Origin of the sequence: Micromonospora sp. NPDC049102, assembly GCF_043197485.1 — a bacterium.
Classification (GTDB): Bacteria; Actinomycetota; Actinomycetes; order Mycobacteriales; family Micromonosporaceae; genus Micromonospora.
On record NZ_JBICTE010000013.1, the window covers coordinates 46,919 to 61,378 of the forward strand.

Genomic DNA, 14,460 nt, shown 5'->3' on the forward strand with positions numbered 1-14,460 from the left:
GACGACCGGCGGGTCACCTGGCCTGCAGCAGCAGTCCGAGAGCGACCCCGTAGACGACGTGGACGACAACCGTGACCAGGGGAGTCTGGACACCGTAGTTGAGGGCGAACAGCCCGGGCGGCTCCAACACCGCCGTGCTGGCCGGTCCCGCCCGCTGCGACGCCATGCGGGGGTGGACACCAGGAAGCAGCGGCAGAAGCACCGTCAGGGCGATCCCGACGTGCACGATCCCGAGCAGCGCTCCGATCCACCAGGTGGCGCGGTACAACAGTGCGAACGTGCCCGCGTACCCGAGGGCGAACCCCTGACCGACGCACAGGTGCAGGAAGAACCCGACGGCCCGGGCCCGGTCGGGATCGGCGGTGACGAAGGTCCCGAGCACCAGGGGCAGGTCGAGCCGGGTGAGGCCGGCAAGCTGCGCGGTGATCATCGCCGCGGTGAGCAGCGCGGTGGCGACCAACCCGAACAACGCCCATCCGGCCCAGTCCATCTCAGCAGTCGTCGACGCCGTGGGCGTGCTCGGTCATCGGTCCACCCTCCGGCTGAACTTTCTGAATCCCACGGCCCGGACCGGAGCCCGCCCATCGGGGGTCCGGTTTATCACCATAAGCCACCCGGGCCGTCGCGTTCACCTACTCGTCCGGACGCCCCTTGACGAGTTCGGCCGCAGGCCCGACCGCCGCTGCTGCCTGGTGCCTGTGCCCCAACCGGACCGGCCTCTCGTTCGTCCAAGATAGTGAGGACAACACCGAGGGGACTCTGTCGTGGCAGTTTGGGAGCAGGCGCTGGCGGATCTCGTCAACGCCAGAGGCGCGGCGCTGAAGCGCTACGCCTACCTGCTGTGCGGCAATGACGGCGACGCCGAAGACCTGGTACAGGACGCGTTGGTGCGGGCATTCAACCGGCCACGGCGCGACAAGGTCGACAGCTCTGAGCAGTACGTTCGCAAGGTCGTCGTCAACCTCTACCTCGACCGGATCCGGCGGCGGGACGCTTGGCGGCGCGTGATGCCATTCGCGCTGGCACCAGACCGGGTCGAGGACGGCTCACGTGCTGCGGATGCCCGACATGACCTCCGGGCGGCGCTCTTGGCGCTCACCCCACAACAACGTGCGTGCGTTGTCCTCTACTACCACGTCGATCTGCCCATTCCAGAGATCGCCGCGCAACTCGGTTGCGGCGCCGGCACGGTTAAACGCCACCTGCACGATGGTAGACGTCGCCTGGCCAAGCTGCTGCACGATGACATAGGGGAGGACGACCGTGCCGTCCGATGATCGTCTTTGGCGGGATCGTCTGGCGAGCGTGGCAGACGAGGCCGATCCGCCGTCGTTCGCCACTGATCGCGTGCGCGCACGTGTCCGGCGACGGCGAGGGCTGCTGGCGGCCGGAGCCGGGGTCGCTTCGGTCATGGTGATATCGCTGGTGACGGTCGCTGCGGCCGGGATCGTCGGCGAGGGTGATCCGACCATCGGCACGGGCGCGAGTCCGGGACCGTCGACCCCCACCGGGCCAACCGCCACTGCCGAGAAGGAGCCCGAGGTGTACGTCTGCGGCGACCGCTACGACCACGTGGTTCCCACTCCGGGCGGCCTCCTTACGGCAGAGGTGTCCTCAGTCGTCAGGGTGAAAACCGACTCCGGTCCAGCGATGACGGTGACATTCGCCGCCACACGGGCGGTCCATGTGGCTTCCAGTCCGCCATCGCTATTTCAGGTGCTCTATCTGAAGGACGGGGTCATTGTCGGCGGAGGGCCGATGGTCAACAAACCGGGCGATCCCAGTTCCCAGGGCATCGATCCGATCCGAGGTGGATTCGATCTCGCCCCCGGCAAACCTCACGAACTGCAGCTAGGCCCGCGAGAGATGTTGTGCCCGTCCCTGACCTGGCCCGACATCTGGGCCAGCCCCGAACTCTACGTGGTCGCGGTGGTGATCGGCCCGGTCGAAGACCGCGGGGATGAGGTTCTCCTCAATGTTCCGCTCCCGCCCTCGGCCGCCTCGCTGGTGATGAAAGCGGCGTTGCCGGACTGAAAGACGTCTTCCCCGCGCGGCCCGACTTCAGGGCCACGCGGGGAAGTGTCGACGCCGGAGATCAGGGCGCGAGCGACATTCCAAGTATGTTGAAGATGGCCGGCGCCTCCGTCCACCTCGCCATCGTGCCGCCGCCATAGCTCATGATTCCACGAGCCTGACGAACGTTGGCACTCACGTTGAACACAAGTCCTCCGCTGTCACCAGGTCGGATCGCCGTGAGGCCGTCGCGTTGCTGGCCCTCGACGCCGCCGTGCGTGACCCCGTTGGATCCCACCCAGGTGAGCCAGCTCTTGGTCACCTGGATGCCGCACACGACACCGGAGGCGTACCCCGTCTGGCAGACCCAGTCTCCGGCGTAGGAAAGAGCAGAACTGGTCACGTCGTTGACCGTGTAGTTGCCCGACTTTCCGTCCCAGGTCCGGCTCGCTGTCGTCCCGGTCGACGAGGTGTCGATTGCCACCGCGTCGTAGTAATCGGATCGGATGGTGGTAACTCCGATCTTGCTGCGTCCCCCGTTCTGCCAACCGGTATAGATGGTGACACCGTTGGCGAAGCAGTGGGCCGCAGTTATGAGGAATGATCGCCCGTCGGAGTTGCGGCGGGCCGGCAGGCCGGACGAGCAGTCGTACACATCGCCCTGCTTGGTCCCGGCCGCGCTGATGGCCTCTCCAGAGATCCACTGTGGTGTGTCGCGCAGCCGCGAAGCGTCGAACATCACGGGAGCCGGTTCGATGACGGTGGGAACGCCGACGAGATCGGCGATCGTCCGTCGGGCGACAGCGGATGGTGTCAACGCCTCTGCCGCGCGTACGACATCCCGGGCGCGAACCGTCAGGCCACTGCCGTCGGCGGGGACGGCCACACTCTCGATGGACAGGTCCGAACGTTGCTGTTCGTTGATGAGCCGCACACCCGCCGACTTCAACTCGGTGAGGGTATGACCGCCCTGCTTCAGTTCGATGCGGTCGGCATCGATCGTCGGGTCGGTCTTCCGCACCGCGGCGAGGAACTTCTTCGCCGCGCCGAGGTCAGTTAGATAGACCTTGACCGTTCCCGTCGTTCCGTCGAGTTCGAGACCGGAGAAGACCTCGCTGTGCGACGCGGCTCCGACCGCAGCGGCCGCATCCGCCACGTCGCGCAACGGTTGGAGCAGAAGGCCCTGCTCCTCAGGTGACATGGCCGCGATCTGCTGGTTCGTCAATTCGGGCGGATCGCCCGCCGCCGGACTGCTCCACATCGCAGTCGTTGCCATCAAGGTCGCCGCTAGGACGGCAGCCCCCCGCTTCTTGGACATCCAAGCCCTCCTCATGTCGAGTTGAGAAGCTCGGAGCCTATTGATTGAAGACGGATTTCGATGTCCCGATCGGGCTGATCCGTACAAGAGACAGACTGTGCCAATACCTATGAGCGACACCCAGGGAGGGCGTTTGCCTTCGCCGGCGGAATCGACGGGCGAGTAGCGTCCCGAAGGCTTCCGGCCAACAGCGGATTGGTGCGCCGCTCGGCCTCGGGTAGGTTGTGATGAGATCCAGTACAGGACCCCGCTTGTCACGTTCGCGGTATCCAACGGAGGATTCGCAGCACCTCGTCCGGCACCGCCTCGGGGAAGGCGCTGAGACCTGCCGCCTGCGCAGATCCGCAACCGGCTGATTCTGCTGGCCCGGTGGTCGGCGCTGCCCGCCAGGCCCCGACCACAGCCGCGCGTACGCCCCCAGGGTCAGGTCGAGGTGGAGCCCGCGGCGGCGGTGACCCGCCTACCGGTCATCCCGCGCGTGTCCGTCGTCCCCGGGAACGTGGTCCGGCTCGCCGAGTCTGACTACCAGTAGCCAGCCGGTCCACTCCGGCTCCGGATCGTCCGGGTCCGTCACCCGAGCATCTCCCTGACGATGGAGTCGATTTCGGCGGCGGCCGGGTGCCGGGCGAGTTCAGCGCGGATTCGACGGCGCATCGTCACGAAATTGATGCCCTCATCGAAGCGCCCCTCGGCAACGGCCATGCGTTGTTCCCGGCCGAGTTCCGCAAGACGTCGATGCATCGCGTTTCCCGCATCGTATAGGGGAATGGGTAGCTTCCACAGGTGCTTGTCGACGTCGCGTTCGTCCTTGCCGTAGGACATCATCGGCCGGACAAGCTCGGTCAGCTTCGAGCTGTTCAAGATCGCGCAAAGGAAGAGGCCCTCGTCCCGGGATGCGATCGGGCCCCAGTAGAGCTTGTGATCGATGAGCGCGGCCGGATCGTCGACGATGGCGGCAGCGACGTGCATGCCCGATTTGCCGTACACCAAGCGCAGTCGCGGCGTGGGGAACTGGGCGGTGAGCTTGCGCCGAAAGTCGAGCTGCTCCGCCAGGGTGAGACGGTCGCTGCTGCGGTGGTTCTCCCAGACGGTTTCCGCCTGCCGCCACCAGTTGGCGAGGCCCGGGTGGTAGTCGAGCCTGTGGTTCGTGCCGGTCATCAGGTAGGACCCATCAAGCGGCAGCACAGCCTGTCGTGCGGTCAGGATCCGGTACGGAACGATGCTTTCGCCGAGCAGAACCGGCCGGATGAACTCCTTTTCCACGACGCCTTTGAGAGCGGGAATTCCCTTCCACGGTGTCTTTTCGAGGCTGCTGCGCGCCGAGCGAACGGCTCGACTGCCGGCGCTGAGGCCGAGTGGCCCTCCCGACTCCGCTTCGACGAAGAACAGCATGCGCGGCACGATCGTGGCGCCTTGCGAGAACCACGGCCCGTACGGTGACTCGGCGAGGGCTGATTCGCCATGGACCAAATGGGCTGGCTCTCGAGTAATGAGGGGTTCGACTAACTTCCATGCTTTGGCACTCGCCAGCAGATGTCCGGTCCACCGCTCGGTTACCGACGGCAGCCGTCGGTAGGTGCTCAGGGTCGCCCGGTCACCGAAGACGACGCTGGCACCCCGCGGAAAGGGATGGGGACGGAGGCGCCGCAGGTCCCAGGAGCCGGTGAAGGCGACCCCGGTCATTTCGCCGGGATCCTCATACCACCCGCTACGAAAGCCCTGGAAGTATTCACGGTCGAGCACCGAGTTGGGCAGGACGAAGGCGAACGCACCGCCGTCTCGAAGGTACTGCTGGACCGCTCTCGCGACGAAGAGAGTCGAGAGGTCCTGGTGCGTTGCGAACTTGCTGCCGTGCCACAGCCCGCGGTCGTGGGAGAACTTCTTGAAGCTTGCCTGCATCTCCCGCGGCATGTGACGGTAGGACAGCCATGGCGGGTTGCCGATGAGGATGTCCACCCGACTCTTCTTCCTGGCCAGCCAGACTGGTCGGGCCAGGTTGCGCAGGTAGTAGCTCCAGATGTGGTCGCGCCCTTCGTCGTGCAGCCGGCACATCGCGTCGAAGGTATCGAGGATCATCGGCTGGTCGTCAGCCGCGATGTCCATCCGATGGAAGAACCCCTCCAGCGAGGGCGGGTTGTCCGGATCTCGCGGCTTCGCGGCCATACTGGCGAGGGTGGCGACGATCCGGTCGAAGTGGCCGGGATCGTCGAGCAGGTGCTGCGGGAACCGTAACCAGTCCTCGACCTGGCTCGCGTTGTGACCGGCGCTGATCCGCACGTGGTCCTCCGTGAAGAGGTCCAGCCGCTCCCGCCATTGCATGCTGTCGCCGAGATACACGGGGATGGTGATGGGCCCTCGCCGGTCATCGGTCAGGCGGTCATGCCCGATCGCGAGCAGGTAGGTCACTCGCGCGAGCGCCACGGCCACAGGATGCAGGTCGACGCCGACCACGTGGTGGGAGAGCTGCGTCAGGGCAGCGTCCATCGGCACGTCCGCCGCCTCGGCTGCCGCGAGATAGCGGCGTACGGCATGAAAGAGAAATGTGCCGGAGCCGCAGGCCGGATCCAGCACCCGTTGCCGCAGCGGATCGGTGACGACAGTCTCGACGAGATGTTCGGCGAGCCAGTCCGGCGTATAGTACTCGCCCATTCGCTTCCGTGTCTCGGCGCCGATCATGGATTCGTACAGCACCTTCAGGATGTCGTGGTCGGCCCCTGTCCATTCAAACCGCGCGAGTCGGCGGGCGAGGCCGTGGATGAATTCGCGACCGCCGGGCACCTCCGTGGTCCAACCGAAGAAGTCGTGCTCGACCACTCCGAGGATGCCGGCCTGGTCAAACCGCTGCCCGGTGATCAGGCCCTCGGGCTGCAACTTCATGACGTCGATGCCGACGACCAGGTGCGCGATGATGTGCGCGCTGTTCATGAGCAGCGTGTGCTCCACGAAGAGGCCCGGGTCGTTGACAAACTGCGTGCCCAGCGCGCTTCCCAGTAGCTCCGCCCATAGCTGTCGCTTCAGCTTCACGGTCGGCAGCTGCGCGTGCTCTTCGTGGAGAGCGGCCAGTGCCGCGAGGTCGAGCTTGTGGGAAGTGCTCTCTGCGCCGAGGCGGCGAGCTACCTCGCCCGGAGTCGGTGGGACGCGCTGGCTCGTCGCCAGGACGCCTTCCAGCCAGTAGAACAGGGCCAGTCCGTCGGGGCGGGCGGCAGCAACGGTGTGGCTGTCGACGAGGGTCAGCGAGCCACTTCTTATCTGATACGCACGCCAGGTGGCGCCATCGGTGAGGATGCCGACATACCGCTGCCCGGTCTCCTGGCTTCGCGATCTGACGTACCCCGTGAGTTGGCGCTCGGCCTCATGGAGTGTCCGCCCGGCGCGCAGTTGCTTCTTCACCTCGATGACGGTGAAGCCGATGTCGATGTCGATGCGCTGACCACGGCCGGCCGGAGCCTCAAGCTCGACGTCGAGATGGCTGTCGACCAGGCCGAAGTCACCGGCCAGCAGGAGCTGTCGAATGTCGGCCTGGAGGGTTGCCTCGCTACGCGCAGCGCGGCGATCTGCGATGCGCGCCAGCAGCGGCTGCAACGAGGCGGGGAAGCCTCCGGTTGCATCCACCCCTGGCGTGACTGGCTTGTGGCGGCTTCGGCTTCCGTTGGGCGTACCGTCCGAGCTGGCCATAAACCAGTTTGGATATTGCGGAACCTGAAGGTGAGCCACTGTCGGGTTATCGACAATCACCGAACGTGACGGTTTGTTGGTGAGCATGGACGGTGGACGGATACCGTCGGTCGCGTCATCCCGCGACTTGACGTGGTGCTGCCCGCCACGAGCATCGCCGTCCGCCGGTAGGTCACGTCCACCCTTCCGACCGACCATGCAGGGAGCACCCGCGCCGCGGCTCGCCTCGCCAACAGCTTCTGGCAGAGCTGCGACGTCCTGGAAGCCGGTCGAGGCCGGCGTGCGCAAGGCGATGGACAAGTTCCAGCAGCGCAACATTGCCGAGCTGCGCGCCGACAAGGGCCTGCACCTGCAGTCGGTCACGAACGCCCGCGACCCGGGGATGCGGACTATCCGGATCTGGCGGCGGGTGTGCCGGCGGCTCGACCTGCCGTGGACCGAGCAGTTCCTCGCCCACGAGTTCCGGCACGTGATCCTCGCCCACGACGTGCAGAGCCGGGAGGAGTACCGCGCGGCCGGCCGGCGGGCGCTCGGGCCGCGGCAGCGCGACCGGGGTGGGACACCGTCGAGATGTTGCAGAAGGAGCTGTCGGCGGCGGCAGTCCCTTCCTCTCGTTTGCTCTTGATCATCAGTAGGAAGGGGAAGGTTTCGCGTTGGCTCCTGCGGACTACGCCACCTGTAAGTACAGCGTCACTGCGTGGACGGGCGATAGGGCGGTACTGCACATGCTCCGAGGGCTCTCGCAGCATTGCTCGTCGGGCAGCGTCATTCGCCACCTTCGTGGATACAGACGACCAAGACCTGTCATCCCGAACGAGCGAGTGCACGCTGCCGTCGACTGATGGCTCAACTCGCGTACTTGAGCGCCAGGAGCGACTGGCGCTCAAAGACCGCAATGATCACCTGTCACAACGAGACGACGACCGGTTGGACCTGGACGTTCTTGGACAACTGCTGAGGCGAGGGGACCGGCGTGCTGATGTTGACAGACAGGTTGTAGCCGTAAATGGCGACTCCGTCGAGGTGGTTCGCTCCCGGCCAGCTCGACTCCAGGTGAACCGCGATCCGGGTGGGGAAGTTGGTCACCTTCTCGGCGCACGAGCGGATCAGGACCACGCTCGGGGTGGCGGTCAAGTGGGTGGCCAGCATCCGGGCCAGCTTCTTGTACGTCCAACCCCAGTCCTTGGCGCCCGACTCGGCGTCGCCGATCTCCTCGTCGTTGCCGTGGGCGCGGATGCACAGTGGCTCGCCCGCCTGCACCCCGGCCAGGTATGTGGCCAACTGCCGATCCGCCTCCGCCTGCGTGAGCCCGGCGTCGATGGGCAGGAGGGCACCCCATGCGGCCGCGCCCGATTCGGCTCCCTCAGATTGACGGCGGGTATTCGGATCCTGGGTTGCCACGATGAACATGCCATGCTCCTTCGGATTCGCTGCCTCGAGTGGGCCGACGGGAGCAGGCTAGCCCGGTGGGCGGCGACAAAGGCTGTCGTCTATCCGGCCCGGACTGTTGCGGTCGCATCTCGGACAACTGCTCGCCGGCCATTGTGGACAACGTCGACTAATCCCAGTGTTGATCCGCAATTCCGGTGGACGCAATTGCCGTAGGGCCCCACTACCGCCGAGCGCTTTCTGTGCCACCCGTCGGAGCAGTCGTCAGGACGGCGGGATGCGGATCGTGTTGCTGCCGGCGCTGCCGATGAAAGCGTCCCAAGCCGTCGGGCGGAAGGTGAGAGCCGGTCCGGCCTGATCCTTGGAGTCGCGAACGGCCACGATGCCGGCGAGGTTGGTGGTGACCTCGACGCAGGCGCCGCCGTTGTCGCCACTGCGGGTGCTCTTGCGCCAGACGGCGCCGGTCAGGTCGGTCATGCCGCATCTCCCCGGAGATCCGCTTGATCATGTCCTTCGATTCTGCCCTCGCCGAGGCCAGCGCATCCAGCCTCGCCGAAAGCGCTGATAGGAGTTCAGTTCGTCGTGCGTGTCGTGGTGGAGAGCAGCGGCTAACCCTTGGTCGGGCGGATCAGTTCGACCTGGTCGCCGGGCTCGACTTCCGTCCTGCCCTTGCTGTGGCGGATCTCCAGCACCGGAACGCCTTCGTCCAGGTGTAGCTCGTTCCGCTCCTGGCCCGTCGGCATTCGGGCGATGACCGACGCGCCAGCAGGCAACTTCACCCGCCGGCGATCGGGCGCGCGCCGCACCCGAGTTCCGTGGCCGCGGACCGTGCTGACCAACCCTTCGGACCGCAGGATCGACATCGCCATCCGAACCGCCTCGCGGCCGATGCCGTACTCCTGTGTCAGCCGGGCTTCGCTTGGCAGCGACACCCCGGGCGCCAGCTCACCGGACTCGATCTGCCTCCGCAGCAGGTCGGCGACCTGCACGTAGACGGGCGTGTGTGAGCGCGGATCGATGGTCATGCCCGATAAGCCTTGTCCCCCCGTGGGCCGCACTGGTTGTGCCCCCGTGCCCCTGTACGTATATCCCTGGGGGTAGCGGGTAGCTGTAGACGGGATGCGGATCTGTAGCCCGGTCGAGTGATGTCGTGCCGCAACCTGCTGCCGTGCGCTCTCCGGCGCTGCGGTGGCAGGCGGTGTGTGTTCGCGCAAGCAGGGTGCACACCGTCCCGCCCCTGATTTACCGAGAAGGCAGGTTGAAGAGATGAGCGTCCGCAACCATCGACCGGCACGGGATGTCGGAGTCAGCTACTCCGCCGCGTACACCAGTTTGTTGCCGTGGCAGGTGCGTGAGCGCCGGATCGCGCCTGCCTTGCCCGGACGTCGCGGTCTGGACCCCGACGACGTGTACGCCTTCCTCGACCGGGTCGCCGTCGACATGGCCGCCGTCTACGCGGCCCTCGCCGAGAGTCGCCGCGAGACCGCCCGGATCAAGCGCGAGCTGGACCGCCGGCCGGCCACGCAGGACCAGGCCCGATGAGCCAGCGGTACGTCATCCACCTGCCCGTCGTGGCCGCCGACCTGTCCGCCGCGCAACGCCTGGCCCGGGTCATCGGCCGCTGGATGCTGGTGCTGCCGATGGTGGGCCCGGGGGAGACCACCGTCTCCGAGGAGGACCAACAGTTCCGGCGCCACCGGGTCTTCTGCGACCTGCGGCTGCCCGGCGGCCGACGCTGCCTCCTGCGCGACGGCCACGACGGCGAGTGCTCCCGCCGCTTGCGCCGGTGAGGGGAGCCGCCGGTCGGCGCGGTGCACACCACGCTTCGTGAGGCTGTTTCCCGTCACGAGTCAGAGGACGCGATGGCCCAGCTTTCGAAGGAGTTCCGGCAGTTGCTCGAGACGGTCGAGGTGGTGTCCGCGTCGCCTACCGATCGTCAAAGGAACGGGGCTCAACTTGCGAATAACATCCTCGTCGGGAACTCGCCGCTGGACCGCCAGGCCTTCACGATCTTTGCCGTGATGGCACCAGCGGCCGAGTTGAAATCGCCATCCTCGACATGGGCGTCGAGCGTGCTCGGGTCGATCGTGAGGATCCGGTCGAACTTGTCATCCAAGCCGAACTCGTATCGGACCTCGCCGGCGGTCGCCTCGACACGTCGGGCGGTCACCATCATTCCCATGCCTCAGCCTCCCAACTCCGCGTAGTCCTCGTAGGTCGGCCTGGGTATGGACGACCCCCAGTCGGACACCTGGTTGGCGGCAAGGTGTGCTTCGCGGTATGCCGCCTGCGGATGTGCCCTGTAGTACCGCAGCTCCGCCAGTTCGTGCTCCAGTAGAGCGTAATCCTCGGGTAACGGGCCGCCTCGTCGCAAGCGTAACCATGCCTCAGCCATGGGCGGGCTCGGATCGTATCGTTGATGGATGATCCCGCCCGCGTAGTCGTCCATCGGGTGCTCATCAAAGAAAATGTGTCGACGGATCTGTTCCATCTCCTCGCGTGAGAATCCTCGGGAACCGTCAAGGCGGGGGGCATCCGCAACTTGGCGAGCTATGAGGTCAGCGTCATCCTGCCCACGGATGGCGTCGTATGCCTCTTCGGCCCAACTGTCCTGCCGCCCATAGTCCGCCAGATCACGCGGCCGAGTGGTGTGGCCGCCATGGGTGCCCTGTGCCGCCTCTGCCGCGCTCCCCGGCCGCGCAGTTGGCAGATCGCGCAGTCGCCCGAGCGCCTGCTTGAGCTTGTCGATGAGGTCGCCGAGCCGGCGCACCTCCGGGATCAGCCGCCGCAGGCTGGCCAGCAGGGCACGGAGCAACCGCGCGATCCGCGCCCCCCACGACGCGACAAGCGTCGTGACCTGCTCCACGACCAGCGGTGTGGCCAGTCCGCCGGTGATGAGGAGTTCACCCGCGTACGTGATGAGGCGGGACACGCAGGTGGCGATGGCGTCGCGGACCAGGAGCCGGACGGCGGCCACCAGGCCGGCGGTGCCTTCGGTGATGGCGGCCATGGTGTCGGCGCCCTGGGCGAGGCCGGTGATGGCCTGGCGTTGTTCGGCGGCCCAGGCCCGGTAGGCGGGGCCGGCGCTGCCGCCCCAGCCGGCGACGTCGTCGCGGACGGCGCGGGTCAGCTCGGCTGCGTCCTCGCGGAGCGAGACGGCGACGTTGCGCCAGGTCTGGGCGTGTGCGGTGATCTGCGCCGGGTCGCCGGCGAGCCAGTCGAGCGCCTCACTGAGCGGCTTGACGTGTTCGATGAGCCAGGCGATCCCGTATTGGAGCAGGGCGCCGACCGGGTCGGAGACGAAGGCGAGGGCGTCGAGGCCGGCGCTCACCACACCGAGGCTGCCGTCGATCCAACTGCCGCTGCGGACGCCTTGGGCGATGAGTTCGATGTCCTCGCAGATCCACACACCCGCCCAGGCGCTGGGCGGGGTGTCCGCTGCGGCGGCGACGAGCGGGTTGGACGTCACGGCTGCGGTCGCACCCCGTCGAGCAGGCGCTTGGCGTGGGCGTCGGTGTTTCGGTAGCTGTCGGCGCTGGTTCGCAGCTTTCCGGCGGTGTCCCGTACCGACGCGGCGGCGGCACCGATGCCGTCGACCAGGGTCCGCTGGAGGCCGTCGAGCAGTGTCGGCATCAGCGCGCAGAGCTGCCCGTATGCCTCGGTGCTCAGCCGGACGTGCTGGCCTGCCTGTTGGGCAGTGTCGAGGCTGCTGGCACAGCGATCGAGGCGTGCTGCGTGGTTGGTCAGGTCGTCCGGGTCGACCTGGATGCCGTCACCGCCGGGCATCGCTCGGCCCCTGATCGTGGCTCAGCCGATCGCGGTAGGAGTCGATGATGGCCCGGGCGCTCGCGTCGTCGCCGAGGGACTCCGCTGTCACGTCGGCGACCTGCCGCAGCAGGTCGGTGCGCGCGGCTCTTGTGGTGTCCAGGATCTGCTGGGCGGTGCGTGCCGCGGGTTGCTGCCGAGTGCGCTCGTCGAGCCACAGGTCGACCAGCAGGCCAGCCGAGTCGACGGTGACCAGGACCGTCCGATCGGGGGTGTGGGCGGTGCCGGTCAACTCCTGCATCCGCGTCGACAGCGTCTTCGCCCGTTCCGCCCGTTCGGCGAGCGACGACTCCCACTCGTCGAGCCGGCGCCCCGCCGCGTCGAGCGCAGCGTCGTCCGCCCACATGCCGACCCTCCCCAGGGGACCACCGCCGTCCACCGCCAACGAGATCACCGGTACGCTACCAACCAGTCGCGTTCCGTGCATGCCCGGTGCTGGGTCGGTCAGGAGAGACGATCGCGAATCTGCGCCGAGAGACGGTCAGGCCGAGGAAGATTGCCTCCGTGACGAGCAGCAATCCGCCCCGGGGGTGGTCCGCCCGGACGGCCTGGCAGGGGCGGATCAACGCTCCGCTGCGTGCGTTCCTGCGCACCGAGACCGGTGGCGCGCGGGTGGTGCTGGTCGCCGCCGCGGTGGCCCTGATCTGGGCCAACCTGGACCCGCCGTCGTACGAGTCGGTGTGGCGTACCACCCTGTCGGTCCGGCTCGGCGACTGGCCCGTCGCGCACGACCTGCGTACCTGGGTCAACAGCGGCCTCATGACGTTCTTCTTCCTGGTCGCCGGCCTCGAGCTGCGCCGGGAGTTCGACATCGGCGAGCTGCGCGAGCGGCGTGGGCGAGCTATGTGGTCGTGCCGCTGTTCGCGCTGGCGAACGCCGGGATCGTGATCGACGGCGAGCTGCTGCGCAGGGCCGTGACCTCGCCGGTCACGACCGGATCGCCGAGGACGTCGAGTCGGCCGACCTCGGCGGCGTCACCGGCACCCCGACCTTCTTCGTCAACGGCCAGCGCCACCACGGGGCGTACGACATCGCCGCGCTCAAGGCGGCGGTGAAGTCGGCGTTCACGAGCGCGCGGCTGCAACCCGAATACCACCGCCGCGATGCAGGCGAGCGCGGGGACGCCTCGGCGAACTGATCGTGATCCATGTGCTCCGACCTGCGTAAACCGTCGACGCCGGGGCGCTCTACGATCGCCCGCATGCGGATCGGTCCCCTCGCCGTGACGCCCGCCCTCGACGTGGAATCCCTCCCGCTCACGGCGGACGCCGTGGACGTCTACCAACATCTCCTGCGGGTGGCGCCGGTGTCGCAGCGGACGTTCCTGACCAGCGCGTCACCACGGGCCACGCGCGCGCTCGCCGGCCTGCTGAGCAGCGGCGCCGTACATCGCGACGCCGCCGGCGTGCTGCACGTCCGGCCACCGCGTACCGCCCTGGAGAACTGGGCCGCGCTGCGGGAGATGGAGGCCGCCCGGGCGCGCGCCGCCGCCGAGACGCTGTCCGGGCTCTACACCGCGGTGCACGGCGCGGGCGCGGCGTTCGTCGAGGTCATCGAGGGCAAGGACGCCGTCCGTAAGCTGTTCCGCCAGTTGCAGGCCGGCGCCCGCGCCGAGGTGCGCGGTCTGGAACGCGGGCCGTACCTGCGCGACACCACACGGGTCCCGGAGGAGGTGCAGTACGACGCGTTGCGCCGCGGCCGACGCTACCGCTGCGTGTACGAGGGTGAGCTGTTGCACGACGAGGCGATGCTGGCGTCGGTGCGTGCCACGGTGGCCGCCGGTGAGCAGGCGCGCGTCTTTCCGGAGCTGCCCCTGAAGATGGTGCTCGTCGACGACGACCGTGGCCTGGTCGTCCTCCCGCGCGCCAGCGGCGACGAGGCCGACGGGATGCTGGTGCACCGCTCGCGGCTGCTGGAGGGGCTGTCCGAGCTGTTCGAGGTGTTCTGGCGGCTCGGCGCGCCGATCCACGCCACCGCCGACACCACCGAGCCGGACGCCGAGCCGACGGTGGCCACGCAGCGGCTGCTCGCGCTGCTCACCGCAGGCTTGACCGACGAGGCGATCGCCCGTGACCTGGGAGTCAGCAACCGCACCGTGCACCGCCGGGTCAGTCGCCTCCAGGAGTTGCTGGGCGCGCGCAGCCGGTTCCAACTCGGCGTGCAGGCCGCCCGGCGCGGCTGGTTGTGACTGGCCGGAATTCGCCATGGCCGAGCGGCCTAGCATTGCCCGCTGGGAGGCG

17 protein-coding genes and 1 pseudogene are annotated in these 14,460 nt (G+C 67.7%); 8 read left to right on the plus strand and 10 right to left on the minus strand.

The window, feature by feature from the left end:
- Window positions 1-13: 13 nt before the first annotated feature.
- On the minus strand, window positions 14-490 hold the full coding sequence (locus ACGFH9_RS15415) for a hypothetical protein (RefSeq protein ID WP_393219174.1): 477 nt from the start codon (window positions 488-490) through the stop codon (window positions 14-16).
- A gap of 274 nt (window positions 491-764) precedes the next feature.
- Between ACGFH9_RS15415 and ACGFH9_RS15420 the strand changes: the two genes are divergently transcribed.
- Both ACGFH9_RS15420 and ACGFH9_RS15425 read left to right on the plus strand, forming a co-directional pair.
- On the plus strand, window positions 765-1,277 hold the full coding sequence (locus ACGFH9_RS15420) for an RNA polymerase sigma factor (RefSeq protein ID WP_393219177.1): 513 nt from the start codon (window positions 765-767) through the stop codon (window positions 1,275-1,277).
- On the plus strand, window positions 1,264-2,034 hold the full coding sequence (locus ACGFH9_RS15425) for a hypothetical protein (RefSeq protein WP_393219180.1): 771 nt from the start codon (window positions 1,264-1,266) through the stop codon (window positions 2,032-2,034). Before ACGFH9_RS15420 ends, ACGFH9_RS15425 begins: the two co-directional genes overlap by 14 nt.
- A 61-nt stretch (window positions 2,035-2,095) precedes the next feature.
- Here ACGFH9_RS15425 and ACGFH9_RS15430 read toward each other — a convergent pair whose 3' ends face one another.
- Entirely contained in the window at window positions 2,096-3,331 is a 1,236-nt protein-coding gene (locus ACGFH9_RS15430; RefSeq protein ID WP_393219183.1) for a hypothetical protein, read from the minus strand.
- Between the two features lie 570 nt (window positions 3,332-3,901).
- Window positions 3,902-7,306, minus strand: coding sequence for an N-6 DNA methylase (locus ACGFH9_RS15435; protein ID WP_393219185.1), 3,405 nt, complete (start codon window positions 7,304-7,306; stop codon window positions 3,902-3,904).
- Here ACGFH9_RS15435 and ACGFH9_RS15440 point away from each other — a divergent pair.
- A complete protein-coding gene (locus ACGFH9_RS15440; RefSeq protein WP_393219188.1) occupies window positions 7,287-7,631 on the plus strand; it encodes a hypothetical protein in 345 nt (114 codons plus the stop codon). The two genes, ACGFH9_RS15435 and ACGFH9_RS15440, sit on opposite strands and share 20 nt — an antisense overlap.
- Before the next feature lie 281 nt (window positions 7,632-7,912).
- On the opposite strand, the gene ACGFH9_RS15445 is transcribed toward ACGFH9_RS15440, so the two are convergent.
- The 3 genes from ACGFH9_RS15445 to ACGFH9_RS15455 form a co-directional block, all read right to left on the minus strand.
- Window positions 7,913-8,416, minus strand: a complete 504-nt coding sequence (locus ACGFH9_RS15445; protein ID WP_393219190.1) for a hypothetical protein — start codon at window positions 8,414-8,416, stop codon at window positions 7,913-7,915.
- Between the two features lie 243 nt (window positions 8,417-8,659).
- Window positions 8,660-8,872, minus strand: coding sequence for a DUF397 domain-containing protein (locus ACGFH9_RS15450; RefSeq protein ID WP_393219193.1), 213 nt, complete (start codon window positions 8,870-8,872; stop codon window positions 8,660-8,662).
- Between the two features lie 131 nt (window positions 8,873-9,003).
- Window positions 9,004-9,420 carry a GntR family transcriptional regulator gene (locus ACGFH9_RS15455; protein WP_393219196.1) on the minus strand — a complete coding sequence of 139 codons (417 nt, stop codon included), beginning with the start codon at window positions 9,418-9,420 and terminating at the stop codon, window positions 9,004-9,006.
- Between the two features lie 241 nt (window positions 9,421-9,661).
- Here ACGFH9_RS15455 and ACGFH9_RS15460 point away from each other — a divergent pair, with 241 nt between their 5' ends.
- The gene (locus tag ACGFH9_RS15460) at window positions 9,662-9,937 is read left to right on the plus strand and encodes a DivIVA domain-containing protein (protein ID WP_393219198.1); all 276 of its coding nucleotides are present in this window, start codon (window positions 9,662-9,664) and stop codon (window positions 9,935-9,937) included.
- Entirely contained in the window at window positions 9,934-10,185 is a 252-nt protein-coding gene (locus ACGFH9_RS15465; protein ID WP_393219201.1) for a hypothetical protein, read from the plus strand. The genes ACGFH9_RS15460 and ACGFH9_RS15465 overlap by 4 nt, the downstream gene beginning before the upstream one ends.
- A 161-nt stretch (window positions 10,186-10,346) precedes the next feature.
- On the opposite strand, the gene ACGFH9_RS15470 is transcribed toward ACGFH9_RS15465, so the two are convergent.
- Genes ACGFH9_RS15470 through ACGFH9_RS15485 form a run of 4 tightly spaced genes read right to left on the minus strand, consistent with a single transcriptional unit; the run spans window position 10,347 to window position 12,566 of the window.
- Window positions 10,347-10,577: a hypothetical protein gene (locus ACGFH9_RS15470; protein WP_393219204.1), complete on the minus strand. Its 231-nt coding sequence runs from the start codon at window positions 10,575-10,577 to the stop codon at window positions 10,347-10,349.
- Window positions 10,578-10,580: 3 nt separating this feature from the next.
- Window positions 10,581-11,864, minus strand: coding sequence for a WXG100 family type VII secretion target (locus ACGFH9_RS15475; RefSeq protein ID WP_393219206.1), 1,284 nt, complete (start codon window positions 11,862-11,864; stop codon window positions 10,581-10,583).
- Entirely contained in the window at window positions 11,861-12,181 is a 321-nt protein-coding gene (locus tag ACGFH9_RS15480) for a type VII secretion target (protein ID WP_393219208.1), read from the minus strand. The genes ACGFH9_RS15475 and ACGFH9_RS15480 overlap by 4 nt, the downstream gene beginning before the upstream one ends.
- Entirely contained in the window at window positions 12,168-12,566 is a 399-nt protein-coding gene (locus ACGFH9_RS15485; RefSeq protein WP_393219211.1) for a YbaB/EbfC family DNA-binding protein, read from the minus strand. The genes ACGFH9_RS15480 and ACGFH9_RS15485 overlap by 14 nt, the downstream gene beginning before the upstream one ends.
- Before the next feature lie 158 nt (window positions 12,567-12,724).
- Between ACGFH9_RS15485 and ACGFH9_RS15490 the strand changes: the two are divergent.
- The 3 genes and pseudogenes from ACGFH9_RS15490 to ACGFH9_RS15500 all read left to right on the plus strand — a co-directional run.
- A pseudogene (locus ACGFH9_RS15490) lies at window positions 12,725-13,054 on the plus strand (Na+/H+ antiporter NhaA); the annotation flags it as partial.
- Between the two features lie 103 nt (window positions 13,055-13,157).
- Complete coding sequence (locus tag ACGFH9_RS15495; protein ID WP_393219421.1) at window positions 13,158-13,358, plus strand: DsbA family protein; 201 nt, start codon at window positions 13,158-13,160, stop codon at window positions 13,356-13,358.
- Window positions 13,359-13,421: 63 nt separating this feature from the next.
- Entirely contained in the window at window positions 13,422-14,408 is a 987-nt protein-coding gene (locus tag ACGFH9_RS15500; RefSeq protein ID WP_393219214.1) for a LuxR C-terminal-related transcriptional regulator, read from the plus strand.
- The last annotated feature ends 52 nt before the right edge of the window (window positions 14,409-14,460 follow it).

Bases quoted from the DNA above. Each gene is read 5' to 3' on its own strand.
- ACGFH9_RS15465 (WP_393219201.1), top strand. From the start codon at position 9,934: ATGAGCCAGCGGTACGTCATCCACCTGCCCGTCGTGGCCGCCGACCTG.
- ACGFH9_RS15430 (WP_393219183.1), bottom strand. From the start codon at position 3,331: ATGTCCAAGAAGCGGGGGGCTGCCGTCCTAGCGGCGACCTTGATGGCA.
- ACGFH9_RS15450 (WP_393219193.1), bottom strand. From the start codon at position 8,872: ATGACCGACCTGACCGGCGCCGTCTGGCGCAAGAGCACCCGCAGTGGC.
- ACGFH9_RS15500 (WP_393219214.1), top strand. From the start codon at position 13,422: ATGCGGATCGGTCCCCTCGCCGTGACGCCCGCCCTCGACGTGGAATCC.
- ACGFH9_RS15415 (WP_393219174.1), bottom strand. From the start codon at position 490: ATGGACTGGGCCGGATGGGCGTTGTTCGGGTTGGTCGCCACCGCGCTG.
- ACGFH9_RS15480 (WP_393219208.1), bottom strand. From the start codon at position 12,181: ATGCCCGGCGGTGACGGCATCCAGGTCGACCCGGACGACCTGACCAAC.
- ACGFH9_RS15470 (WP_393219204.1), bottom strand. From the start codon at position 10,577: ATGGGAATGATGGTGACCGCCCGACGTGTCGAGGCGACCGCCGGCGAG.
- ACGFH9_RS15445 (WP_393219190.1), bottom strand. From the start codon at position 8,416: ATGTTCATCGTGGCAACCCAGGATCCGAATACCCGCCGTCAATCTGAG.
- ACGFH9_RS15460 (WP_393219198.1), top strand. From the start codon at position 9,662: ATGAGCGTCCGCAACCATCGACCGGCACGGGATGTCGGAGTCAGCTAC.
- ACGFH9_RS15485 (WP_393219211.1), bottom strand. From the start codon at position 12,566: ATGTGGGCGGACGACGCTGCGCTCGACGCGGCGGGGCGCCGGCTCGAC.
- ACGFH9_RS15455 (WP_393219196.1), bottom strand. From the start codon at position 9,420: ATGACCATCGATCCGCGCTCACACACGCCCGTCTACGTGCAGGTCGCC.